At 50.1% G+C, this 22,765-nt stretch carries 23 protein-coding genes; 11 read left to right on the top strand and 12 right to left on the bottom strand.

Going from position 1 to position 22,765, the window contains the following annotated elements; genetic code table 11:
• The first annotated feature begins 175 nt into the window (after positions 1-175).
• From yihX to fabY, 4 genes are read left to right on the top strand one after another with little or no spacing between them, the layout of a single operon-like run.
• Entirely contained in the window at positions 176-772 is a 597-nt protein-coding gene (gene yihX, locus OH773_RS21390) for a glucose-1-phosphatase (protein WP_270141745.1), read from the top strand.
• On the top strand, positions 769-1,641 hold the full coding sequence (locus OH773_RS21385) for a virulence factor BrkB family protein (protein WP_183272952.1): 873 nt from the start codon (positions 769-771) through the stop codon (positions 1,639-1,641). Before yihX ends, OH773_RS21385 begins: the two co-directional genes overlap by 4 nt.
• Entirely contained in the window at positions 1,638-2,075 is a 438-nt protein-coding gene (gene dtd, locus OH773_RS21380) for a D-aminoacyl-tRNA deacylase (RefSeq protein WP_270141742.1), read from the top strand. Before OH773_RS21385 ends, dtd begins: the two co-directional genes overlap by 4 nt.
• Before the next feature lie 44 nt (positions 2,076-2,119).
• Positions 2,120-3,061, top strand: coding sequence for a fatty acid biosynthesis protein FabY (gene fabY / locus OH773_RS21375; RefSeq protein ID WP_183272950.1), 942 nt, complete (start codon positions 2,120-2,122; stop codon positions 3,059-3,061).
• A gap of 11 nt (positions 3,062-3,072) precedes the next feature.
• Here fabY and OH773_RS21370 read toward each other — a convergent pair whose 3' ends face one another.
• Together OH773_RS21370 and OH773_RS21365 are read right to left on the bottom strand one after the other, a co-directional pair.
• Positions 3,073-4,755, bottom strand: a complete 1,683-nt coding sequence (locus tag OH773_RS21370; RefSeq protein ID WP_270141739.1) for an AsmA family protein — start codon at positions 4,753-4,755, stop codon at positions 3,073-3,075.
• A 125-nt stretch (positions 4,756-4,880) separates the two neighbouring features.
• The gene (locus tag OH773_RS21365; RefSeq protein ID WP_270141737.1) at positions 4,881-6,272 is read right to left on the bottom strand and encodes a nucleobase:cation symporter-2 family protein; all 1,392 of its coding nucleotides are present in this window, start codon (positions 6,270-6,272) and stop codon (positions 4,881-4,883) included.
• 230 nt (positions 6,273-6,502) lie between these two features.
• On the opposite strand from OH773_RS21365, the gene gltS reads away from it, so the two are divergent.
• Positions 6,503-7,705, top strand: a complete 1,203-nt coding sequence (gene gltS / locus OH773_RS21360; protein WP_270141735.1) for a sodium/glutamate symporter — start codon at positions 6,503-6,505, stop codon at positions 7,703-7,705.
• 50 nt (positions 7,706-7,755) lie between these two features.
• On the opposite strand, the gene recG is transcribed toward gltS, so the two are convergent.
• The 5 genes from recG to gmk are packed head-to-tail and all read right to left on the bottom strand — an operon-like array spanning position 7,756 to position 13,619.
• The gene (gene recG, locus OH773_RS21355; protein ID WP_270141733.1) at positions 7,756-9,837 is read right to left on the bottom strand and encodes an ATP-dependent DNA helicase RecG; all 2,082 of its coding nucleotides are present in this window, start codon (positions 9,835-9,837) and stop codon (positions 7,756-7,758) included.
• A 4-nt stretch (positions 9,838-9,841) separates the two neighbouring features.
• Positions 9,842-10,531, bottom strand: a complete 690-nt coding sequence (gene trmH, locus OH773_RS21350; protein ID WP_183272945.1) for a tRNA (guanosine(18)-2'-O)-methyltransferase TrmH — start codon at positions 10,529-10,531, stop codon at positions 9,842-9,844.
• Positions 10,532-10,535: 4 nt separating this feature from the next.
• Positions 10,536-12,647 carry a bifunctional GTP diphosphokinase/guanosine-3',5'-bis pyrophosphate 3'-pyrophosphohydrolase gene (gene spoT, locus OH773_RS21345; RefSeq protein WP_270141730.1) on the bottom strand — a complete coding sequence of 704 codons (2,112 nt, stop codon included), beginning with the start codon at positions 12,645-12,647 and terminating at the stop codon, positions 10,536-10,538.
• An 18-nt stretch (positions 12,648-12,665) separates the two neighbouring features.
• Positions 12,666-12,941 carry a DNA-directed RNA polymerase subunit omega gene (gene rpoZ, locus OH773_RS21340; RefSeq protein ID WP_034461476.1) on the bottom strand — a complete coding sequence of 92 codons (276 nt, stop codon included), beginning with the start codon at positions 12,939-12,941 and terminating at the stop codon, positions 12,666-12,668.
• A gap of 54 nt (positions 12,942-12,995) precedes the next feature.
• Entirely contained in the window at positions 12,996-13,619 is a 624-nt protein-coding gene (gene gmk / locus OH773_RS21335; protein WP_183272943.1) for a guanylate kinase, read from the bottom strand.
• Between the two features lie 256 nt (positions 13,620-13,875).
• Here gmk and ligB point away from each other — a divergent pair, with 256 nt between their 5' ends.
• Entirely contained in the window at positions 13,876-15,564 is a 1,689-nt protein-coding gene (gene ligB, locus OH773_RS21330; RefSeq protein WP_270141726.1) for an NAD-dependent DNA ligase LigB, read from the top strand.
• On the opposite strand, the gene OH773_RS21325 is transcribed toward ligB, so the two are convergent.
• Both OH773_RS21325 and OH773_RS21320 read right to left on the bottom strand, forming a co-directional pair.
• On the bottom strand, positions 15,561-16,178 hold the full coding sequence (locus OH773_RS21325; RefSeq protein ID WP_270141724.1) for a trimeric intracellular cation channel family protein: 618 nt from the start codon (positions 16,176-16,178) through the stop codon (positions 15,561-15,563). The genes ligB and OH773_RS21325 overlap by 4 nt on opposite strands.
• 249 nt (positions 16,179-16,427) lie before the next feature.
• Positions 16,428-17,291 (bottom strand): YicC/YloC family endoribonuclease, encoded by an 864-nt coding sequence (locus OH773_RS21320; protein ID WP_270141722.1) that lies wholly within the window; start codon positions 17,289-17,291, stop codon positions 16,428-16,430.
• Between the two features lie 124 nt (positions 17,292-17,415).
• Between OH773_RS21320 and rph the strand changes: the two genes are divergently transcribed.
• A complete protein-coding gene (rph, locus tag OH773_RS21315) occupies positions 17,416-18,132 on the top strand; it encodes a ribonuclease PH (RefSeq protein WP_270141718.1) in 717 nt (238 codons plus the stop codon).
• A gap of 106 nt (positions 18,133-18,238) precedes the next feature.
• The gene (gene pyrE / locus OH773_RS21310) at positions 18,239-18,880 is read left to right on the top strand and encodes an orotate phosphoribosyltransferase (RefSeq protein ID WP_270141717.1); all 642 of its coding nucleotides are present in this window, start codon (positions 18,239-18,241) and stop codon (positions 18,878-18,880) included.
• A 30-nt stretch (positions 18,881-18,910) separates the two neighbouring features.
• Here the strand turns inward: pyrE and slmA are convergent, their stop codons facing one another.
• The 3 genes from slmA to coaBC all read right to left on the bottom strand — a co-directional run bounded on the left by slmA (position 18,911) and on the right by coaBC (position 21,275).
• Positions 18,911-19,507: a nucleoid occlusion factor SlmA gene (gene slmA, locus OH773_RS21305; RefSeq protein WP_270141715.1), complete on the bottom strand. Its 597-nt coding sequence runs from the start codon at positions 19,505-19,507 to the stop codon at positions 18,911-18,913.
• A 120-nt stretch (positions 19,508-19,627) separates the two neighbouring features.
• The gene (dut, locus tag OH773_RS21300) at positions 19,628-20,086 is read right to left on the bottom strand and encodes a dUTP diphosphatase (protein WP_270141713.1); all 459 of its coding nucleotides are present in this window, start codon (positions 20,084-20,086) and stop codon (positions 19,628-19,630) included.
• On the bottom strand, positions 20,064-21,275 hold the full coding sequence (gene coaBC, locus OH773_RS21295; RefSeq protein ID WP_270146000.1) for a bifunctional phosphopantothenoylcysteine decarboxylase/phosphopantothenate--cysteine ligase CoaBC: 1,212 nt from the start codon (positions 21,273-21,275) through the stop codon (positions 20,064-20,066). Before coaBC ends, dut begins: the two co-directional genes overlap by 23 nt.
• Positions 21,276-21,440: 165 nt before the next feature.
• On the opposite strand from coaBC, the gene radC reads away from it, so the two are divergent.
• From radC to rpmG, 3 genes are all read left to right on the top strand, one after another.
• Positions 21,441-22,118, top strand: coding sequence for a RadC family protein (gene radC / locus OH773_RS21290; protein WP_270141711.1), 678 nt, complete (start codon positions 21,441-21,443; stop codon positions 22,116-22,118).
• A gap of 216 nt (positions 22,119-22,334) precedes the next feature.
• Positions 22,335-22,571, top strand: coding sequence for a 50S ribosomal protein L28 (gene rpmB / locus OH773_RS21285; protein WP_034461465.1), 237 nt, complete (start codon positions 22,335-22,337; stop codon positions 22,569-22,571).
• A 13-nt stretch (positions 22,572-22,584) separates the two neighbouring features.
• The gene (gene rpmG, locus OH773_RS21280) at positions 22,585-22,752 is read left to right on the top strand and encodes a 50S ribosomal protein L33 (RefSeq protein ID WP_002208990.1); all 168 of its coding nucleotides are present in this window, start codon (positions 22,585-22,587) and stop codon (positions 22,750-22,752) included.
• The last annotated feature ends 13 nt before the right edge of the window (positions 22,753-22,765 follow it).

Raw genomic sequence — 22,765 nt, 5'->3', positions numbered from 1 at the left:
TTTCTTTCCTGCAAAGCTGTCTATAAAGCATTGAAGCCCTGCCTGTTTAGGCGGGGCTTTTTTTTGCTTCTTTTTTGCCGAACTGTTCGCAGAACTCGGATCGCTTTTCTGCCAGCGATAGTCAAAGCCCCCCTTTACCGCTACAGTTATTTGTCCATGCGCAAAGGAGAGGCTTATGCTGTATATCTTTGATTTAGGCAACGTCATTGTTGATATCGACTTCAACCGCGTGATGGGGGTATGGAGCGATTACAGTCGCGTCCCGCTAGCGAATTTGCAAAAAAGCTTTGTGATGGGAGATGCTTTCAAGCGCCACGAACGTGGGCAAATTAGTGATGAAGAGTTCGCTCAAGCGGTCTGTGACGAGATGGGTATGGCACTGAGTTTCGATCAATTCGCCGCCGGTTGGCAGGCTATTTTTGTCGGTTTACGCCCGGAAGTTATTGCCGTGATGAACCAGCTTCGTGAACAAGGTCATCGCGTTGTTGTGCTCTCTAATACCAACCGTTTACATACCTATTTCTGGCCTGCTGAATATCCACAAATTGCTCTGGCGGCAGACAAAATCTACCTTTCCCAGGAAATGGGCATGCGTAAACCAGATGCAGAGATTTATCAAAAACTACTCGAAACAGAAGGTTTTTCTGCAGATCAGGCGGTCTTTTTTGATGACAACGCCGATAATATTAAAGGAGCTCAACAGTTGGGTATCACCAGTATTTTGGTGACCGGAAAAGACACGGTGCCTGGCTATTTCGCAAAAGGCCTATGATAAAAGACGTTCATCGCAAAACGAGCCAACACCTCAGTCCGTGTATCGCCTGGGGAAAGTTGCTCTGGCACCGCATCGACCAGGACAATATGACCACGCTTGCAGGGAACCTTGCCTACGTGTCATTGCTCTCGCTGGTGCCTTTGGTTGCGGTGGTGTTTGCGTTATTTGCGGCATTTCCCATGTTTGCCGATATCAGTATCCAGTTGCGCCACTTCGTGTTCTCAAATTTTCTGCCCGCTACCGGCGACATTATTCAGCGCTATATCGAACAGTTCGTCGCTAACTCTACCAAAATGACGGCGGTGGGGGCCTGCGGGCTTATCGTCACCGCGTTATTACTGATGTATGCCGTGGATAGCGCGCTAAACACCATCTGGCGCAGTACTCGTACACGACCAAAAATCTACTCGTTTGCGGTTTACTGGATGATTTTAACGCTTGGGCCGCTGTTGGCTGGGGCGAGTCTGGCGATCAGTTCGTATTTGCTGTCTCTACGGTGGGTCACGGGCTTTAACACTGTGATTGATGATATGTTACGCATCCTGCCATTAATCCTTTCCTGGCTGTCTTTCTGGATGCTCTACAGCATTGTCCCAACGACTCGCGTTCCCGTGCGTGATGCACTGATTGGCTCGTTGGTCGCCGCACTTTTATTTGAGTTGGGGAAAAAAGGCTTCGCCCTCTACATCACCATGTTTCCCTCTTACCAATTGATTTACGGCGTAATAGCCGTGATCCCCATTTTATTCGTCTGGGTCTATTGGACCTGGTGTATCGTATTGCTCGGCGCCGAAATTACTGTCACTCTCGGCGATTACCGAAAACTTCGCATCGAATCACAGCAGGAAGAATTGGAAGAACCATGATTGCATTAATTCAGCGCGTCACCCACGCAAGCGTCACCGTGGCGGGTGAAGTGACGGGTAAAATTGGCCCAGGACTTTTAGTGTTATTGGGTGTCGAAAAAGAAGATAACGAACAGAAAGCGAATCGTCTTTGCGAACGGGTTTTGGGTTACCGCATTTTTGGCGATGAAAACGACAAAATGAACCTGAATGTTCAGCAAGCGGGTGGCAGTGTGCTGGTGGTATCGCAGTTTACCTTGGCCGCCGATACCGAACGTGGTATGCGTCCGAGCTTCTCGGGTGGTGCTGCACCACAACTTGCTGAAGAGTTGTATGAATACTTTGTTGAACGCTGTAGACAACAGGGCATCGTGGCTGAAACGGGGCGCTTCGCCGCGGATATGCAGGTGAGCCTGACCAACGATGGTCCGGTGACGTTTTGGTTACAGGTCTAAGTTAGCAGCATTTACGGTCCCGCGTAATAAGAGAGAGTACATGTATGTATCACCTTCGCGTACCGCAAACCGAAGAAGAGCTTGAGCTCTATTACCAGTTTCGTTGGGAGATGTTGCGCAAGCCTCTGCATCAACCCAAAGGCTCCGAACGTGACGCCTGGGATGCCATGGCGCATCACCAAATGGTGGTGGATGAAGAAGGGAATATCGTTGCTATTGGCCGCTTGTACATCAATGCTGATAACGAAGCGGCTATCCGCTTCATGGCGGTTCATCCATCAGTGCAAGATAAAGGGCTTGGAACGCTAGTGGCGATGACCCTTGAGTCTGTCGCGCGGCAGGAAGGGGTCAAACGTGTGGTGTGTAGCGCCCGCGAAGATGCCGTTGAGTTTTTTGCCAAGTTGGGTTTTGAGAATCAGGGCGAAATCACCACGCCTTCGACCACTCCTATTCGCCATTATCTGATGATAAAACCCGTTGCCTCGCTGGATGATATTCTCCATCGGGCTGACTGGTGCGGGCAGCTACAGCAAGCCTGGTATCAGCATATTCCATTAAGTGAAAAAATGGGGGTGCGGATCCTGCAATACACCGGGCAGAAATTCATTACCACCATGCCAGAAGCAGGCAATCAAAATCCCCATCAGACGTTATTCGCAGGCAGCCTGTTTTCTCTTGCTACGCTGACGGGGTGGGGGCTGATTTGGCTAATGCTGCGCGAGCGCCATTTGGGTGGCACGATTATTCTCGCCGATGCGCATATCCGCTATAGCAGCCCGATCACCGGAAGGCCTGGGGCGATTGCCGACCTGGGCTCTTTAAGCGGTGATCTGGATCGCCTGGCACGAGGCCGCAAAGCTCGCGTTGCATTGCAAGTTGAGCTTTTTGGTGATGATGAACAGGGCGCTGTTTTTGAAGGTGTGTACCTGGTATTGCCAGCTAAACCTTTTGGGCCACTCGAAGAGGGTGGGAACGAAGAAGAGTAACCGCCCGGCGCTTATGCGCCGGGTACTTCTCCATTCTGCATGGTTTGCTGCACTTGTTTGCCATCGCTTCCGGTGGCTTGCAAAGTACCATTCACCGTCGGTTTCAATGGCGTTTGCGCTGCAAGGTTTCCGGTCACGGAAAGCTGTAAATTGCCATTGCCTTCTATCGGTAGCGCGGGCCATCCCCATTGTTGCAACACGTTTACTGGCACCGAACGCCCTCGCAGATTGACCGCCGCGTTACGCTGTGGAGCCTGCGAAATAGCGCCCGTCGCTTCCAGCATTCCTTCACCAGCGAAAGCACTCAGCTCAGTAATCGAAATCTGGCTGTCCGTGGCAGTCAACGAAATGGATGGTCGGCGCACATCAACACGATTGAAGGTGGCTGAAGACGCGTTCAACGTAGCGTTGCCGCTCCAGATTCCCCATTGACCGTTGCGCACAGCTTCAAGATTGTTCGCCGTACCGTCTAATGCGGTGAACTGGAACGGGAAGGCCGGATTGATATCGATAACCAGATTTCGGTTCGCCGAAAGCTTTTTAATGGTCATTGAATGCAGCCATTCCGGCAACGGCTTCATCCAACGAGCCTTCCAGTCTTCCGGTAGCGTATATTCAATCCCGGCAAAAACCAGCTCATCGAGTGCCAGTTTTTTATCATTACGTAGCCAAACGCCTGAGGCGCGAACCATGCCTCTTTCCCAGCGCGAGGTGAACTGGCGTAGCGTGGCGGTTTGACCGTTAAAATCGATATTCACAATTGGATCATTAAGATGCAGATCGCCATTGATAAAATCGTTGGCATTCATCGACAGCCGCCCGTCATCGCTCTGCCAACCGCCATCTACCAGCGTCATGTTGCGCAAACTCAGATCCAGATCGGTGACCGCCCAGTCTTTCCCTTCCAGTCGTGCATCTGTCACTTCCAGGCTATTAATTTTAATGGAAGGAACGGTGGAAAGCGGTGCCAGGAAATCGCTAAGAGATTTTTCTGTTTGCAGCCGGATGTCGTTCAAACGCAGGCTACCAATCTGCCAGGAGCCGTCCGCAAGACGATTTGCGTTGCCCGTGAGCGAACCGAGAGCCATGTCTGCACCAATGGTTGAGAGCGTCACCTGTTCGTTATTAATCGCGCCCTGCAACAGTACGTTGGTGGCAGGAACGCCATTGAGCGTCATGGAGCCCGCGCTAAATTGAATATCCGCGGTATTACCCAGAACTCTGCCTTGCTGTGGCTGCCAGGGCATTACGCCACCATTCACGCGCTGTGCGTGCAGATCCCATTCAGTATTTGGGCTATTCAACGCCATATCGCTTAATTGCAACATGTCCGCCTGAAATGGCAGCGGTGCGGCATTGGGGCTGATATTTAGTGTTCCTTTTTGCAACAGAATCTTGTCGAAGTGCATAGGCTCTGAGAACTGCCGAGAACTCAGGCCGATATCAATATTTTGCGCAACCAGAGTTGCCGGCTGGCCTTTACGCCCAAAAGTGACATTCGTCAGAGTGAGATGCGTGGGCGATGCCCAGCGGTGATCCATCTCTTCGAAAGAGAATGCGTAATCACTTTTCTCATTGAGCCAATAGCTGACCTGGGATGCTCCCCAGCGAGTTTGTAGCAAAAGGTACGAGGCTATTAACGCGACCAGTACGACAACCAATAACGCAATAATGAGCTTTCCGAGAAATTTCATTGTCTTCCATCCCATGAAGTTTCGGTAAGGGAGTTATGCCCCATTTACCGTTATAGCTCAAGGATCGGATTGTCAGGAGGGGGAACACGCGCTGGCGCGAACAAATCACCAGCGCGTGAAGTACATCAATTTTTCTCAGGCGGGAAAATCAGGTTTAACACGATAGCGGTGATGCCACCGGCAGCGATACCGGATGAGAGCAAGGTTTTCAGCCAGTCAGGAGCAAACTGCAAAATCAACGGCTGCTGAGAGACGCCCATACCAACAGCCAGCGACAAGGCGATAATCATAATCGCGCGGCGATTCAGCGGTTCGCGGGAGACAATACGCACACCCGATGCAGCGATGGTGCCAAACATCACGATAGTTGCGCCGCCTAAAACGGGCTCAGGAATGTGTTGTACAAATCCGCTCACTGCCGGGAACAAGCCGAGCACGATCAGCATCAGTGCCACGACAAAACCAACATAACGGCTGGCAACACCGGTCAACTGAATCACACCGTTGTTTTGGCCAAAGCAGGAATTCGGGAAGGTATTGAATACCGCAGAAACGCACGAGTTCAGGCCGTTAGCAAGCACGCCGCCTTTCAGGCGTTTCATATACAGCGGCCCAGATACGGGCTGCTCAGAAACGTCAGACGTTGCAGTAATATCGCCGATCGTTTCCAGTGACGTCACCATAAAGACCAGCATCAGTGGGATAAGCAGATTCCAGTCAATGCCCAAACCGTAATACAGCGGCGTTGGCACCATAATCAGGTCTGTATTTGTTGATGGCGCGACGTTTGGCAGCATGCCCATTGCCCAGGCGAGCGCATAACCCACCGCCATGGCGATAACCAGAGAAGCTACGCGCAAGTAAGCGTTGCGCTGGCGGTTAAGCAAAATGATGACCAGCAGCACAGCGCCTGCCAGTAGCAGATTTTTCGGTGCACCAAAGGTATGGTCGCTCATCGCGGCATAACCACCACCGATAGATGTCAGGCCAACCTGAATCAGAGAAAGGCCGATAATCATTACAACAACCCCTGAAACCAGCGGGGTGATGATACGGCGAGCCAGGTGCAAGAAACGAGATAACAGCATTTCTGTGCAGCTTGCGAGCATCAATGTGCCAAATAAGGCAGCCATCATAGTCGGAACGTCAGCCCCGCCATTTTTCAATGCCATACCGCCCATAATCAATGGCGAAACAAAGTTAAAACTGGTGCCCTGAATAGACAGAAGCCCAGAACCTACTGGGCCCCAGGCTTTAATCTGGATAATTGATGCTACGCCTGAGGCAAACAACGACATGCTGATAATGTGTTGTGTATCTTCGGCCGGAAGTCCCAGAGCCTGGCAAATCAACATCGCAGGCGTGATTACCGCAACAAACATCGCTAACAAGTGCTGGCCGGCAGCAAAAAGAGTTTGTGGGAGAGAGGGTCTGTCCTCGAGGCGGTAAATCAATTCACTGGAACGAGCCTGAGCAACCGGTTGCGCATCATCAGACTCAACAGCATTAACAGACATCGGAAATTATCCCTTGGAGAAAAAACGGTGATTTTAGCGGACTGAAGTGTAAAAGCAAACGTTTGCTAACAAACTTTCTTAAGATAAAAAGCATATATACACAGCTTTTTATATAACTTTTGGCCTGTTTTTGGTTAAAATCCGGCTGCTAGATTTTCTAGAATCTGAAATTCCAGTGAAGGATAAATTAAAAGCGTCTGTGATAAATATGCGCAAACAGGAGCAATTCTATGTTTTATCTCGACACCCTTTCTACCCTTGTTGCTGCGACGCTCGTGTTGTTGCTGGGCCGAAAAATGGTCCACACCATACCGTTTCTAAAAAAATACACTATCCCTGAACCTGTCGCGGGTGGGCTTTTAATCGCCCTTGCCTTGTTAGTGCTTAAAAAAAGTGTCGGTTGGGAATTTGAATTTGATATGAGTCTCAAAGACCCATTGATGCTCGCTTTCTTTGCCACTATAGGCCTGAATGCCAACCTGGCCAGCTTGCGAGCGGGTGGCAAAGTGGTCGGTATTTTCCTGATTGTGGTGGTGGGTTTGCTGGTAATGCAAAACGCCATCGGTATTGGTATGGCGAGCCTGCTAGGCCTTGATCCGTTAATGGGGTTACTGGCGGGGTCTATTACTCTGTCTGGCGGCCATGGTACAGGTGCGGCCTGGAGTAAATTATTTAGTGAGCGTTATGGCTTCCAGAATGCCACCGAAGTTGCGATGGCTTGCGCAACGTTTGGTTTGGTTCTGGGTGGTTTGATTGGTGGGCCAGTTGCGCGTTATCTGGTTAAACACTCATCCACACCTGATGGCACGCCGGAAGATAGCATTGATCCCACAGCTTTCGAAAAACCTGCGGTAGGGCGCATGATCACCTCGATGGTATTAATAGAAACCATCGCGATGATTGCCATTTGCCTTACTGTTGGACAGTTTGTGGCGCATCTCATTCAAGGCACCAGCTTTGAATTACCGACGTTCGTTTGCGTGTTGTTTGTTGGGGTAATCCTCAGCAATACGCTTTCTCTACTCGGCTTCTATCGGGTATTTGAACGTGCGGTTTCGGTGCTGGGGAACGTCTGTTTGTCTCTGTTCCTCGCCATGGCGCTGATGAGTCTGAAATTGTGGGAGTTGGCTTCACTGGCATTACCAATGCTGGCGATTCTGACCGTGCAAACTATCTTTATGGCGTTGTATGCAGTCTATGTGACCTATCGCTTTATGGGAAAAAACTACGATGCAGCGGTACTGGCTGCGGGCCATTGCGGTTTTGGCCTGGGGGCAACACCAACGGCTATCGCCAATATGCAGGCGATTACCGAGCGTTTTGGGCCGTCGCATATGGCGTTTCTGGTGGTTCCGATGGTTGGCGCGTTCTTCATTGATATCGTCAACGCGCTGGTCATCAAGATGTACCTGATGCTGCCAATCTTTGGCTAAGTTATTTTCCTCCTTCTCCTGGGGGAGAAGGTTGGGATGAGGGCGGAAAATCAGGCGTTTGAATAGCGTTCCGTTTCAGGCATCCAGCGCTCAATGAGCGCGGTTGCCTGTTCTGGATAGCGTTCATGAATATGGCGTGCAAGGCGCTGTACTTCTGGAATCATCGCCTGATCGCGCAGTAAATCTGCTACTTTAAACTCAGCGTTCCCTGTCTGACGCGTGCCAAGTAATTCCCCCGGCCCACGAATTTCCAAATCCTTTTGCGCAATCACAAAGCCATCGTTGCTATCACGTAACACCTGCAAACGCAGTTGCGCTGTTTTCGATAGTGGCGACTTATACAGCAGCACACAGTGGGAGGCGACGGCACCACGACCTACACGCCCACGGAGCTGGTGGAGCTGTGCAAGCCCCAGACGCTCTGGGTTTTCGATAATCATCAGGCTGGCATTTGGGACATCAACGCCGACTTCAATAACCGTTGTGGCGACCAGAAGATGAATCGATCCTTCCTTGAAAGCCTGCATCACAGATTGTTTTTCTTGCGGTTTCATCCGGCCATGCACCAGCCCGACGTTCAGGTTCGGCAGGGCGGATTTTAGCTCATCCCACGTAACTTCTGCGGCTTGTGCCTCCAGTAAATCCGACTCTTCAATCAGCGTGCAAACCCAGTAAGCCTGGCGGCCTTCATCGCTACATGCGCCACGCACGCGGTCGATAATATCGTTGCGGCGCGAATCAGGGATAGCAACGGTCTTGACCGGTGTACGGCCAGGCGGAAGTTCGTCGATCGTCGACGTGTCCAAATCGGCATAGGCCGTCATCGCCAGGGTCCGTGGGATTGGCGTTGCGGTCATAATAAGTTGGTGGGGATGGAATCCCTGAATCTGACCTTTTTCCCAAAGCGCCAGGCGCTGATGGACGCCAAAGCGATGTTGTTCATCAATGATAACCAGTGCGAGTTGAGAGAACTGCACCTGTTCCTGGAAGATCGCGTGTGTTCCCACCACCATCGATACCTGACCGCTGGCGATTGCGTCTTGTTGGGCGATACGCGCTTTGCCTTTTTGCTTACCTGCAAGCCAGCCCACCTCAATGCCCAATGGTGCAAACCACTGGCGGAAATTATTGGCGTGCTGTTCGGCGAGCAATTCCGTCGGTGCCATCAAACCGACCTGTTTGCCATGCGCAATGGCACGCAATGCGGCAAGTGCCGCAACCAATGTTTTGCCCGAGCCCACATCGCCTTGCACCAGACGCATCATCGGTACATCCAGCGCCATATCATGTTCAATTTCTGCCACGACACGCTCTTGAGCACCGGTTGGTTTGAACGGGAGTGCTGCCAACAGTTGGTTTTTTAATTCGTCATGATTATGCAAAGGCAAAGCGTGATAACGCTGAGCACCTGCGCGTAATGCGAGCATGCTCAGGTTATGCGCCAGCAATTCTTCAAGGATTAAACGTTGCTGGGCCGGATGCTTCCCTGATTCCAGATCGGCTAATTGCATTGTCGGTGGTGGGCGATGCAAAGTGCGCAACGCTTCCGGCAGGCTCATCATTCCCTTGTTCAAATCAGCAGGGAGTAATTCAGTGATAGCGCAGGTATCCAGCAACTCCAGAGCCTGATCGGTCAGTTTGCGCAAAGTGGCCTGGCGAATACCTTCAGTGGTGGGATAAACCGGTGTTAGAGTTTCCTGTAATTCCGGGGTACTCAGATCGCCCTGAATGCGGTATTCCGGATGAATCATCTCCGCGCCGTGCGTTCCTCGCTTTGCTTCCCCATAAGCAAGCACACGCTTACCTGTTGCGAGACTGTTTTTCATCGCCGCATTGAAGTTGAAAAAGCGCATGGTCAGGATGCCGGTGCCGTCAGAAATTTGGCAAGTCATCATGCGACGACGACCAAAACTGATATTACAGTTCAGCACTTCCCCTTCAACCGTGGCGTGAGTGCCAGGCATGAGATCGTTTATGGGATAGAGTTGAGTCCGGTCTTCGTAGCGCAGTGGGAGATGAAGCAGGAGATCCTGAATGGTATGCAGGCCAATCTTGGCCAATTTACCGCTCTGGCTGGCACCCACTCCGGCAAGCGTACTTAACGGTATGGCGTCCAGCAAACGGCCTTTCATCTGACTACTCCGCAGATTGCATTGTGGCCCACCATGCGGCATCAGCTTCTATTTCACCTTGCTGATTCACATGTGGGTAGGGCAGACCTTTCCGGCGGGAAACTCGCGCCAGTACAGGATAACCGCCTTCAAACAGCAGACGCTGTTGTTCGGACTCTGGCAGAGTGCTGTTTTCACGCTGATACATTCCGGCGTTCTGACGTTGACGCTGCGCTTCATAAAGAATAAGTGCGGAAGCCACGGAAACATTGAGCGATTGCACCATCCCGATCATCGGAATAATGATGTCCTGGTCTGCCAGTGCTAATGCTTCCTGAGTAATGCCCGTTTTTTCCTGTCCCATCAAAATACAGGTTGGCCGCGTGTAATCAATTTCGCGAAAATCGACAGCTTTATCAGAAAGGTTGGTCGCGAGGATTTGCATTCCGCTGTTTTTGAGATGAGCAACGGCATCACCGATATGGCGATGGGTTTTGACTTCAACCCATGAATTGCTACCTGCTGCAGAGGAAGCCATGGTGCGCATTCGGTTCCCCGGCCAGACCGCGTGAACTTCATGTACACCCACGGCATCAGCAGTACGAATAATCGCTGATACGTTATGAGGCTTATGGACCTGCTCCATACAGACGGTCAGATCAGGCTGACGCCTGGCAAGCATCTCGCAAATACGCGCATAACGTTGAGGATTCATAACACTAGTTTCGGTTGCGGGTAACTTTAATCACATCCGGCATCACACGGATTTTACGCATGAGGTTCGCCAAATGGACACGGTCGCGTGCAGTCAGTCGAATGAACGCACTGTAAACACGGCCATCTTTCTCTTCAGTATTCAGGCTTTGAATATTGGAGCCAGCATTATTGAGCGCAGCCGTCAGGTTTGCCAACGCACCCTGATGGTTAAACATATCCACCTTTATCTCGGTGGTGAACTCTTGCTCCGTCTCTTTATCCCATTCCACCGCCATAAACTTCTCCGGCTCTTTTTGGTAGCCACGGATGTTACGGCAAGATTCATGATGGATAACCAGCCCTTTGCCTGGGCTTACGTGCGCAATAATCGGGTCACCGGGGATAGGACGACAGCACTTAGCAAAGGTGATCAATACGCCATCAGCACCTTTAATCGGCAGGTGACTGTGAGTTGGAGAGTGGCCTTGCTGAACCACTGACGATTCACCTTGCAGGTTCTTCGCGACAACAACACTCATGGCATTACCGAGGCCGATTTCAGCCAGCAAATCATCAAGCGTGGCGAGCTTCATGCGCTCCAACTCACGTTGAATATTTTCTGGCGGAACTTCTGCTAATTTACGGCTGCCACCTAAAGCGTGGTTAAGCAGGCGGCGTCCGAGACTCACGGAGTCGTCACGCTTAAGATTCTTCAGCATCTGGCGGATTTTGGCGCGTGCTTTAGAGCTCACAACAAAATTCAGCCAGGCGGCATTCGGGCGTGCGCCAGGGGCGGTAATGATTTCGATTGTCTGGCCGCTGCTGAGCGACTGAGACAGCGGATAGGGTTGCCTGTCGACTCGGGCACCGACACAGGCGTGGCCGATGTCTGTGTGCACCGCATAAGCGAAATCTACAGGTGTCGCACCAGCTGGCAATTCGACAATGCGCCCTTCCGGGGTGAAAACGTAAATCTCATCCGGGAATAGATCGGATTTCACGCTCTCGATAAATTCAAATGAGCTTCCTGCACTTTGCTGTAATTCCAGCAGGCTTTGCATCCAGCGCTGGGCGCGGATTTGTGCCGTTGTGCCACTTTCACCTTGCTCTTTATAAGCCCAGTGAGCGGCAACCCCCATCTCTGCCATCTGATCCATATCTTCGGTACGGATTTGCACTTCTACCGGCACACCATGTGGACCAATCATTGAGGTGTGCAAAGACTGATATCCGTTCGCTTTCGGAATGGCAATATAGTCTTTCACCCGTCCAGGACGTGGCTTGTAGAGGCTATGCATCTGCCCAAGGACGCGATAACAGGTATCCATGTCATGAACGATCACGCGGAAGGCGTAGATATCCATAATCGAGTGGAAACGCTGTTCTTTGAGCGTCATTTTGCAGTAGATGGAGTAAAGGTGTTTTTCGCGGCCGCTAACACGACACGGAATGCCTGCTTCTTGCAAACGCCCGTCAATTTCAGAGAGGATTTTTTGAATCATCTCTTTACGATTACCACGAGCCGCTTTAACCACTTCTTTAATCACGCGGTAGCGGTTCGGGTAAAGCGCTTCAAAGCCCAGCTCTTCGAGCTCGGTTTTCAGATGATGAATACCAAGTCGGTGCGCAAGGGGGCTATAGATTTCGAGGGTTTCGCGAGCGATACGGCGACGCTTATCAGGGCGCAATGCCCCGAGTGTCCGCATATTGTGCGTACGGTCGGCGAGTTTGATCAGAATGACGCGAATGTCTTGCACCATCGCCATGATCATTTTGCGGAAGTTTTCAGCCTGAGCTTCTTTCTTATCGCGGAATTTCAGTTTGTCTAGCTTAGATACCCCTTCCACCAGTTCGGCAACGCTTTTGCCAAACAGTTGTTCCATATCCTGGTAGGTGGCAGGGGTGTCTTCGATCACATCATGCAGTAGCGCGGCCATCAGCGTTTCAAAGTCGAGTTTCATCTCGGCCAGAATGCAGGCAACAGCTACGGGATGGGTGATATAGGGTTCACCACTTGAACGTGCTTGTCCCTCGTGAGCATCACGCGCAACAAGGTATGCTTGCCGAAGTCGCTTTATCTGCTCCTCGGGCAAGTATTGTTGAATCAGTTGATTCAGGCTTTCAAACAGATACAAGGGCTACCCGCAGGTTAATTAACGACGACCTTCAGCAATAGCGGTAACAGCCTGCAGTTCTGCGGCTTCCTGCTCTTGCTGCTCCTGGCGATCACGAACATCAAGAATCTGGTTGGTGATCAACCCTTCTTCGATTTCGCGCAGTGCGATTACAGTCGTTTTATCGTTTTCTTCAGGCACCAGTGGATCTTTACCACCAGTTTGCATCTGACGAGCGCGACGTGCGGCGACCAGAACCAGGTCAAAACGGTTACCAATTTTCTCAACAGCGTCCTGAACAGTTACGCGTGCCATAATTAAAATGCTCCACAGATGAAGAAATGACTGGGCATGATACTGAAACTGGGCTCAGTCTGCCAATAGTTTGCTGATTAAAGCGTCATGTCGCGCTTTTTGGCGACCCATTCGTAGACGCTCGGCACGAATGATAATTTTTAAATCTGACAGTGCAGTGTCAAAATCGTCGTTGACGATTAAATAGTCATATTCGGCGTAATGGCTCATTTCTGCAACAGCTTGCTCCATACGCTTAGTGATAACTTCTTCACTGTCTTGCCCACGGCCACGAAGGCGGCGGTCTAATTCGTCTTTTGACGGCGGCAGAATAAAAATACTGCGGGCTTGCGGCATTTTCTGGCGAATCTGCTGCGCACCTTGCCAGTCAATATCCAGGAACACATCCACACCCGTTGCCAGAACTTGTTCAATAGCATGGCGTGAAGTGCCGTAGTAATTGCCAAACACTTCAGCGTGCTCAAGGAATGCGTCTTCAGCAATCATCTGCTTAAACTCTTCCTTTTCCACAAAGAAATAGTGTTCACCATGGTTCTCTCCCGGGCGAATACCACGAGTGGTATGGGAGATCGAAACCTGTGTGTCATACAGCGGTTGTGTCTTTAACAAAGCCTGGATGAGGCTGGATTTTCCCGCGCCACTAGGGGCGGAAACGATATAAAGCGTGCCTTGAGCCATGAGTTCTAACTTATTCGGTAAGCATAAAAAGAAGTGCGTATACGGGCCTATTATACACGCCGTCTTCGTGTCACGGAGAATTTGTCGTGTCCCTCGGCAATATTTCTACCAATTTGCGTAATGTTTTCCAAAAAACACCTCGTGTTGCTGCAACGAGTTAAATACCTCTGAAAGCTCCTCGTATCATTTTTAAAACGCAATCGCGTTGATGGTTTCCTGGCGTTATACCTCTTCTTGCTTCTACACGGAGGGATTTATGAAGTGGATAACAAAGCTTATCGGATTTCTGGGGTTGCTGAGCGCAATGGCGTCGGCGGCGTGTCCGGCCTGGTCATCAGTGCAAGCCCAGCAGGAGATGGTGAAATTGAATGAAAAGCTTGGAAAGTGGGACCGATCTTATTACCAACAAGGTGTGAGCGAAGTCAGTGATGCAACCTATGATGGCCTACGTCGGCAATATAATGAATGGCAGCGATGCTTTCATCCCTCTGAAAAACCCCAGCAGCCGCAGATAGCTACCTTGGGCAAAGCGTTGCACCCGATTGCTCATACCGGTGTCAAAAAACTGCCAGACAGTGAAGCCGTTGCCCAATGGGCAAAAGGCAAAACCGATCTATGGGTGCAACCAAAAGTTGATGGTGTGGCTGTGACCCTGATTTATCAGCAAGGGCATCTGTTTAAACTCCTTAGCCGCGGTGATGGTGAGAAAGGGCAGGACTGGACAGAAAAGGCCAAAATGATCCCTGCTATCCCCAAAACAATTTCAGGCCAACTGGCTAATAGCGTGTTGCAGGGCGAGGTTTTCTGGAAAAGAGATAACCACATACAGAAATCGACAGGTGGCATTAACGCGAGAGGAAAAGTAGCAGGTGCCATGATGAGCCAAAGCAGCCCCGCCTTGATGAGCGAATTGGGGATATTTATCTGGGCGTGGCCTGATGGTCCTGCTGATATGAATATGAAATTAGACTCGCTCGCTCAGGCTGGTTTTCCGCTAACCCAAAAGTGGTCAATACCTGTCAACTCGATGGACAAAATCGCGCAGTTACGGGAGGCCTGGTTTACAACTCCCCTTCCTTTTGTGACCGATGGGATTGTGGTGCGCGAGGCCAAAGAACCTGCGGGGAAATATTGGCTTCCTGGTAAAGCAACATGGGTGGTTGCATGGAAATTCCCGCCAGCCCAGCAAATTGCCGAAGTTAAGAACATTCAATTTACGGTTGGGCGTACAGGAAAAATAGCCGTTGTTCTCAGACTTAATCCCCTACAGATAGGTGATAAACAGGTTAAACGTGTGAACATAGGTTCAGTAAAACGATGGCAAGTTCTGGATATTGCGTTGGGCGATCAGGTGATGGTAAGTCTTGCAGGACAAGGGATTCCACGCGTCGATGAAGTCGTATGGCGTGTAAGCCAACGCAACAAACCGCAGCCCCCCACAGATAAATTAGTCACCCCGCTGAGTTGTCTGTTTTTTGAAATTTGGTGTCGCGAGCAGTTTATTGCGCGCCTGGCCTGGATTAGTTCTCCAGAGGTTATGAATATCAATGGGGTGAGCGTGCGCTCCTGGCAGCAGATCCAACAGAGTCTCAGCCTAAAGAACATTTTTTCCTGGCTTACGATCACTCAGGAAGAGCTGCAGCAGATTAGCGGAATTTCTCCAGCCAGAGCGGCCCATCTTTGGCAGCAATTCTCGCAAGTTCGACAACAGCCCTTCAGGCAGTGGCTGCTAGCGTTTGGTTTACCGCTACCCCGGGCGGTTTTTGCCACACTGCCAGATTCACAGTGGTCGCAGTTAGTTGCGCGGGATGAGCTGAGTTGGCAAAAACTACCAGGTATTGGTGCAGCGAGGGCCAAAAAGTTGGTGGAGTTTGTAAATCATCCCCAAATTGCTGCGCTAGTCGTTTTTCTGGCAGAGCAGGGTATTCGGGGATTTACCGATTAGTGATCGGCGTGTTTGTAATGAAACACAGGTAATCCAAGGCGCAGGCGTAACGCGAGTAAGCGCGTGGTGAAACCAAACAAGAGCGTGGAGATTATCACGACGTCCTGGTTCGAAACGTAGTGCTCCAGAACGATGTAAAGCACCGCGGAGGCGAAAGCAATGCCGGCATAGAGTTCTTTCTGGAACACCAGGGGGATACGCTTACAAAACATATCGCGCAATACACCGCCAAATACGCCCGTTATAACGGCTGCAATGATTGCGATAATGGGGCCTTCTCCCATATCCAACGCTATTTGTGCACCGATGATGGAAAACACCACGAGCCCAAGGGCATCGAGGACCAGGAAAAGGCGGCGCAGATGAGGCATTACGGGGGCAAATACGGTGGTGAGTACGGCTGCAACTGCGACAATCACCACATACTCTGGATGTTTCACCCAACCCAAAGGGTAGTGGCCGAGAAGAATATCGCGAACCGAACCGCCGCCAAGGGCTGTGGCTGTCGCAATGATTATTACACCGAAAGTATCCATGCGGCGGCGGCCAGCTGCTAACGCGCCGGTCATTGCTTCGGCAGTAATGCCGACCAAATAAAGAATATGTAACAGCATTAGTACCCCCAGAGGAAACGCCAAGAGGGTAGCGTTTTGTGAACGAAATCACGATTGAGTTTTTCTAAAGCGATGGTTTTTTAATTAGATTTTCTAATGGCTTTAATTGTTTATAGCCAGTTAAATAGGGTTTTAAATCGATTTTAAAAATTAAAATCGATTAATTTTATTGTGGTTGAAGTGGTGATGAATGCTTACGAATAACAAAAAGCCCGCAGAGTAGCGGGCTAAGAAGGTCAAAGCTGAAAATTATTCGATGTTCTGAATCTGTTCACGCATCTGTTCAATCAGCACTTTCAGTTCGATGGCTGAATTGGTGACATCAGAATTGATCGATTTTGATGCCAGGGTGTTCGACTCGCGATTAAACTCCTGCATCATAAAGTCGAGACGGCGACCAACAGCCTCTTTTTTCTTCAGAATGTTGTAGGTTTCTTTGACATGAGCTTCCAGCCTGTCCAACTCTTCGGCAACGTCGACACGCTGAGCCATTAATACCAGCTCTTGCTCCAGGCGGTTGTTTTCAAGCTGAACTTGCGCATCTTCCAGTTTCGCAACCAGGCGATCACGTTGCCATTTCAGGACTTCTGGCATTTGAGCGCGAACTTTAACAACTTCGCCGCTGACGCCCTCAAGACGTTGCTCGATAAGCTCTTTCAGTGCCTGACCTTCTGTTTCACGGGCAATGATGAAGTCATCAAGAGCGCCATCAAGTGCTGCAAGAATTTCAGCGGTAATGGCATCAAGATCTTGTTCTTGCGCTACCATCACACCCGGCCAGCGCAAAATATCAACCGGATTAATTTCGCCTTCGTCGCTTTGCATTTTTACCCAGTTCGCCGCTTCAACCAGCTGCTTAGCCAGTTTTTCATTGAGCAGCAAAGAGCTCTGGGAACGGGCGTCAGGTTCGAAACGTAAGTTACATTCGATTTTTCCGCGAGTTAAGCGTGTACGAATACGCTCGCGAGCCACAGGTTCGAGGCTACGGAACTGTTCCGGCATACGGATGTAAGTTTCGAGATAACGCTGGTTTACCGAACGTAACTCCCAGGAGGCGCTGCCCCATTCGCCTTTTACTTCACGTCGGGCATAGGCGGTCATACTGCGGATCATATTTCGTAACCGTATTCTGTAATAGATGTGGGGATTATAGCCATGCCTGGAGTTGCAGGATAGGAATAAGCGAACGAAGTCCGTATAATGCGCAGCCACATTCGTTTTAGCCGGAGATAACCCCATGCGTCCATCAGGTCGTAGCGCCGAACAAGTGCGCCCAGTCACCCTGACCCGTAATTACACCAAACACGCAGAAGGCTCCGTGCTGGTCGAGTTCGGCGATACTAAAGTACTTTGTACCGCCACCGTCGAAGAAGGTGTTCCGCGCTTTCTGAAAGGCCAGGGCCAAGGTTGGATAACTGCTGAATACGGAATGCTGCCACGTGCAACCCATAGCCGTAATGCTCGTGAGGCCGCAAAAGGTAAACAGGGCGGTCGTACCCTTGAGATTCAGCGCCTAATTGCGCGTTCTCTGCGTGCAGCAGTAGATTTGAAAGTCCTTGGCGAATATACCATTACGCTGGACTGCGATGTACTGCAGGCAGACGGCGGTACTCGTACCGCATCTATTACCGGTGCATGTGTAGCACTGGCTGATGCTCTTAATAAACTGGTAGCCGCAGGTAAGCTGAAAACTAACCCAATGAAAGGGATGGTTGCTGCGGTTTCAGTGGGTATCGTTAATGGTGCTGCTATCTGCGATCTCGAATATGTTGAAGACTCTTCTGCTGAAACCGACATGAATGTCGTGATGATGGAAGATGGCCGCATGATTGAGATTCAGGGCACCGCTGAAGGCGAGCCGTTCACCCATGAAGAGCTGATGGCGCTACTGGCGCTGGCGCGAGGGGGAATTGAATCTATCGTAACGTCGCAGAAGGCGGCGTTAGAAAATTAATATTAAGGCGACTCAGTGAGTCGCCTTTTTTATGCACGTCATACTTCAAGCTGCATCTCGAATTATTTTGTGCATCTACCTAAATGAAATACAAAGGAGCAAATCCATGAAACCGTATCAGCGCCAGTTTATTGAGTTTGCGCTTAGCAAGCAGGTACTCAAGTTTGGCGAGTTCACGCTGAAATCCGGGCGCACCAGCCCTTATTTCTTCAATGCCGGGCTGTTTAACACCGGGCGTGACCTGGCACTGCTGGGGCGTTTTTATGCCGCTGCGTTAGTGGATTCTGGTATCGATTTTGATTTGCTGTTTGGACCGGCTTACAAAGGGATCCCTATCGCTACGACTACAGCGGTTGCATTGGCAGAGCATCATGAACGTGATGTACCTTATTGCTTCAACCGTAAAGAAGCGAAGGATCACGGGGAAGGCGGGAACCTGGTCGGCAGTGCGCTTGCTGGCCGTGTCATGTTGGTAGACGATGTTATTACCGCAGGAACGGCAATCCGTGAATCAATGGAAATTATCGCAGCCAATAATGCGTCACTGGCTGGCGTGTTGATTTCACTGGATCGTCAGGAACGTGGCCGCGGTGAAATCTCTGCGATTCAGGAAGTGGAACGCGATTATCAGTGCCAGGTAATATCCATCATCACACTGAAAGACCTGATTGATTATCTGGAAGAAAAACCTGAAATGGCCGGGCATTTAGCTGCGGTGCGTGAGTACCGTACCCAGTACGGAGTGTAAGTAAAAGGGCCTTTTAAAGGCCCTTTCTATTTAACGCAGTTGTGTGGCAATCAGCGGCCAACGGGTATCAAAATCACTTGTCGGTAAATAGCGGAATTCGCTACGTACAAAACGCGATAACGTTCCTTCACAAAATGCCAAAAGCAGACTTGCGAGGAGCGATTCATCAGTGCTGTAACCTTCACCTTCGCGCATCTTCTTTTCGCGCATGACCTGGCGCAATTGGACTTCGATACGTTCAAAAAGCTGATTGATACGGCCTTGTAGGCGGTCTTGTTCAAACATCAGCGCATGCCCGGTCAGAATACGCGTCAACCCCGGATTACGTTCGCCAAATCCCAGGATCAAGAGAACGATTAATCGCAGACGTGCGTGGGTATCTTTCTCATCTTTCAAGATGAGGTTGATACGGGTAATCAGACTGTCTTCAATAAATTCGATAAGGCTATCGAACATTTTCGTTTTGCTGGGAAAATGTCGATAAAGTGCAGCTTCGGAAACACCAACAGTCGCTGCGAGCTTAGCCGTCGTAATTCGTTGACTGCCATCGCTGGATTCAAGCATTTGGGCCAGAGACTGAAGTATTTCTTCGCGACGATTCCGTTTCGCAATTTGCTTTTCTGCCATGTTCTAAAATACCCCTGAAATAACGCACTTGTCAGGCAGGTAGCCACACAGCGCTCGCAAACTTAAAGTTTGCGGTTTTTTCACATTTTTTACGCTGTGGGGTTACGTTTTTAAATGAAGTTACTGACGGCCTGAATGGCCAAAACCACCTTCGCCACGATCGCTGGAATCGAAATCTTCAACCAGGTTGAATTCTGCCTGGACGACGGGCACAAACACCATTTGAGCAATGCGCTCACCGGGTTCGATAGTGAAGTGATCTTGACCGCGGTTCCAGACGGATACCATTAGCTGCCCTTGATAATCTGAGTCTATCAGCCCAACAAGGTTGCCTAAAACAACACCATGCTTATGACCAAGACCTGAACGAGGCAGAATGACGGCCGCAAGAGTTGGATCGGCGATATGGATAGCCAGCCCGGTTGGAATCAGTTTGGTTACACCAGGAGCAAGCTCTACGGCGTCATCCAGGCATGCGCGTAGATCAAGTCCCGCAGAGCCGGTAGTTGCATAAGTCGGCAGTGGGAACTGTTGGCCAACGCGTGGGTCCAGAATCTTAACGTCGATTTTTTTCATCATAACGGGTAACTATCTCGTTCAGTAAAAGATGGCCAAGGAGCTCTTTACGTTCAAGAGGTAAGACTTTATCTCCATCCTGCCAGAAAAGGTGCAATGCATTGTTTTCGCTGTTAAATCCTTGTCCTGCCTGTGATACATCGTTCGCACAAATCAGATCAAGGTTTTTACTCACGCGTTTTTGCTTGGCGTATTCTTCCACATTATTTGTTTCGGCAGCAAACCCAACAACATATGGGCGGTGAGTTAAAAGTGCTGCGACACCGGCAACAATATCCGGGTTTTTAATCATTTTTATTGTAATTTCATCGCCTTGCTTTTTGATTTTTTCATCAGCAACGGCTGCGGCACGATAGTCTGCAACGGCGGCACAACCAACGAAAATTTGTTGCTCCTGCACATGCTGTTGGACTGCAGCCTCCATTTCCAACGCAGTGGTGACATCAATACGTTTTACCCATGGCGGCGTTGGTAAAGAAACAGGGCCTGAAATTAATGTCACATTTGCGCCGCGTGCAGCCGCTGCTGCTGCGATGGCATAACCCATCTTCCCGGAACTATCGTTGGTTATATAGCGTACAGGATCCAGGCGTTCACGAGTCGGGCCGGCGGTAATCATGACATTGAGATGTTGCAGATCTTTGATGACAGCAAAATGTTGAGCGGCCATGTCTACAATCGTTAATGGGTCAAGCATACGGCCGGGGCCAACATCGCCACAGGCCTGGCTACCGCTATCCGGACCCCAAATCAATAAGCCGCGTGCAGAGAGCACCTCAAGGTTATGTTGCGTCGCTGCGGCCCGGTACATCTGTTGATTCATAGCAGGGACAACGGCAACAGGCGCAGGGGTTGCAAGACAAATCGTACTCACCAGGTCATTTGCCATACCTACAGTAATGCGGGCAATTAAATCGGCCGTGGCGGGTGCAAGAATAACTAAATCAGCCCATTTACCTAATTCAATATGACCCATTGCTGCTTCGGCTGCGGGATCTAACAAGCTGTCTGACACCGGGTAACCTGACACGGCTTGTAAACTCAGGGGCGTAATAAAGGCTTTTGCCGCCTCTGTCATTACCACTCTTACCTCAGCCCCGCGTTCACGCAGGCGGCGTACCAGTTCAGGTGTTTTATAAGCAGCAATACCGCCGCTAACACCCAGAACAATTTTTTTGCCAGAAAGCCCCATCATGATTTTTCCACCAGAAGTCACAGTCATCTGGCTATTTTACCACACTCATTCGGTAACGACTTTTTTGCAGTTTGCGAGACATCCCGCATGGGGAATATCCGCATATCGTGTGTGCTTCTCAAGTTGTGCACAATGAGCAGCATTAAGGGCAAGGAGGTTCTAATGAGTGAGATAATAGAGCAGGCTGGAGCATGCATGCCGCGAGAAAAACTGCTGAAATTTGGTGCAGCCTCATTAACGGATGTCGAGTTAGTGGCGTTATTTTTACGTACGGGTTGCCAAAATATGAATGTACTCGCATTTGCACAGAGTTTATTGCATCAATTCGGCTCATTAAGCAGGTTGTTGTCGGCAGATCATTCGGAATTTAAAGATGTGAAGGGTATTGGAGATGCGAAATACACCCAGCTTAACGCTATTGCTGAGCTGGCAAGGCGTTACTACTATTCACGTGGCGTTGATGAGCTATCCTTAAAAGGGCCGGATTCAGTCAGGGAGTATATCCAAAGCCAACTGACAACAGCAGAACGCGAGATCTTCATGGTTATTTTCCTGGATAACCAGAACCGAGTGATTAAACATAGTCCAATGTTTGCTGGAACTTTGAACCATGTAGAGGTCCATCCGAGAGAAATTGTGCGCGAAGCGATGAAATCAAATGCAGCGGCGCTAATACTCGCGCATAATCACCCGTCTGGTCGAGCAGAACCGAGTAAAGCTGATCGTGTTATTACCGAACGCATCGTAAAAGCTTGCCTGTTTATGGACATTCGAGTGCTCGACCATCTTGTTATTGGCCGTGGAGAGTACGTTTCTTTTGCAGAACGTGGGTGGATTTAGGCCGAATTGCGCGATCCTTGGGGATCTTTGTCTGTTCGGGACTTGAGCACATGCGTTAGGCAGCGTATACTACGCCACCTTTGAGAATCTCGGGTTTTGGCATTATGCGCCTGGCACTGTGGTTCACATTGAACCGCCAGGGACCAGGCTTGCGGCCTGACGAGGCGCCATAACCCTATACGAAGCTCGAGCTAATTTGATTTTTGGAGAATAGACATGTCCCGAGTCTGCCAAGTTACTGGCAAGCGTCCGGTGACCGGTAATAACCGTTCCCACGCAATGAACGCGACCAAACGCCGTTTCCTGCCGAACCTGCACTCTCACCGTTTTTGGGTTGAGAGCGAGAAGCGTTTTGTCACACTGCGTGTATCTGCTAAAGGTATGCGTGTAATTGATAAGAAGGGTATCGAAACGGTCTTGGCCGATATGCGTACCCGTGGCGAGAAGTACTAAGAGGAATTAAGTCATGGCTAAAGGTGTTCGCGAGAAGATCAAGCTGGTTTCTTCTGCTGGTACTGGTCACTTCTATACCACCACGAAGAACAAGCGTACTAAGCCGGAAAAACTGGAACTGAAAAAGTTCGATCCAGTTGTCCGTCAACACGTACTGTACAAAGAAGCTAAAATTAAATAATTTTAGTGTCTTT

Source organism: Buttiauxella sp. WJP83, from assembly GCF_027594725.1.
In the GTDB taxonomy this organism is placed as follows: Bacteria; Pseudomonadota; Gammaproteobacteria; order Enterobacterales; family Enterobacteriaceae; genus Buttiauxella; species Buttiauxella selenatireducens.
Note: the sequence above shows the minus strand (reverse complement) of the source record. Positions and strands in the feature narration are given on the sequence as shown.

Bases quoted from the DNA above. Each gene is read 5' to 3' on its own strand.
- coaBC (WP_270146000.1), bottom strand. From the start codon at position 21,275: ATGGGGCTTTCTGGCAAAAAAATTGTTCTGGGTGTTAGCGGCGGTATT.
- rpmG (WP_002208990.1), top strand. From the start codon at position 22,585: ATGGCTAAAGGTGTTCGCGAGAAGATCAAGCTGGTTTCTTCTGCTGGT.
- radC (WP_270141711.1), top strand. From the start codon at position 21,441: ATGAGTGAGATAATAGAGCAGGCTGGAGCATGCATGCCGCGAGAAAAA.
- gmk (WP_183272943.1), bottom strand. From the start codon at position 13,619: ATGGCTCAAGGCACGCTTTATATCGTTTCCGCCCCTAGTGGCGCGGGA.
- dut (WP_270141713.1), bottom strand. From the start codon at position 20,086: ATGATGAAAAAAATCGACGTTAAGATTCTGGACCCACGCGTTGGCCAA.
- rph (WP_270141718.1), top strand. From the start codon at position 17,416: ATGCGTCCATCAGGTCGTAGCGCCGAACAAGTGCGCCCAGTCACCCTG.
- OH773_RS21320 (WP_270141722.1), bottom strand. From the start codon at position 17,291: ATGATCCGCAGTATGACCGCCTATGCCCGACGTGAAGTAAAAGGCGAA.
- slmA (WP_270141715.1), bottom strand. From the start codon at position 19,507: ATGGCAGAAAAGCAAATTGCGAAACGGAATCGTCGCGAAGAAATACTT.
- gltS (WP_270141735.1), top strand. From the start codon at position 6,503: ATGTTTTATCTCGACACCCTTTCTACCCTTGTTGCTGCGACGCTCGTG.
- recG (WP_270141733.1), bottom strand. From the start codon at position 9,837: ATGAAAGGCCGTTTGCTGGACGCCATACCGTTAAGTACGCTTGCCGGA.
- OH773_RS21325 (WP_270141724.1), bottom strand. From the start codon at position 16,178: ATGCTGTTACATATTCTTTATTTGGTCGGCATTACTGCCGAAGCAATG.
- yihX (WP_270141745.1), top strand. From the start codon at position 176: ATGCTGTATATCTTTGATTTAGGCAACGTCATTGTTGATATCGACTTC.
- rpmB (WP_034461465.1), top strand. From the start codon at position 22,335: ATGTCCCGAGTCTGCCAAGTTACTGGCAAGCGTCCGGTGACCGGTAAT.
- dtd (WP_270141742.1), top strand. From the start codon at position 1,638: ATGATTGCATTAATTCAGCGCGTCACCCACGCAAGCGTCACCGTGGCG.
- OH773_RS21365 (WP_270141737.1), bottom strand. From the start codon at position 6,272: ATGTCTGTTAATGCTGTTGAGTCTGATGATGCGCAACCGGTTGCTCAG.
- ligB (WP_270141726.1), top strand. From the start codon at position 13,876: ATGAAGTGGATAACAAAGCTTATCGGATTTCTGGGGTTGCTGAGCGCA.
- OH773_RS21370 (WP_270141739.1), bottom strand. From the start codon at position 4,755: ATGAAATTTCTCGGAAAGCTCATTATTGCGTTATTGGTTGTCGTACTG.
- trmH (WP_183272945.1), bottom strand. From the start codon at position 10,531: ATGAATCCTCAACGTTATGCGCGTATTTGCGAGATGCTTGCCAGGCGT.
- pyrE (WP_270141717.1), top strand. From the start codon at position 18,239: ATGAAACCGTATCAGCGCCAGTTTATTGAGTTTGCGCTTAGCAAGCAG.
- fabY (WP_183272950.1), top strand. From the start codon at position 2,120: ATGTATCACCTTCGCGTACCGCAAACCGAAGAAGAGCTTGAGCTCTAT.
- rpoZ (WP_034461476.1), bottom strand. From the start codon at position 12,941: ATGGCACGCGTAACTGTTCAGGACGCTGTTGAGAAAATTGGTAACCGT.
- OH773_RS21385 (WP_183272952.1), top strand. From the start codon at position 769: ATGATAAAAGACGTTCATCGCAAAACGAGCCAACACCTCAGTCCGTGT.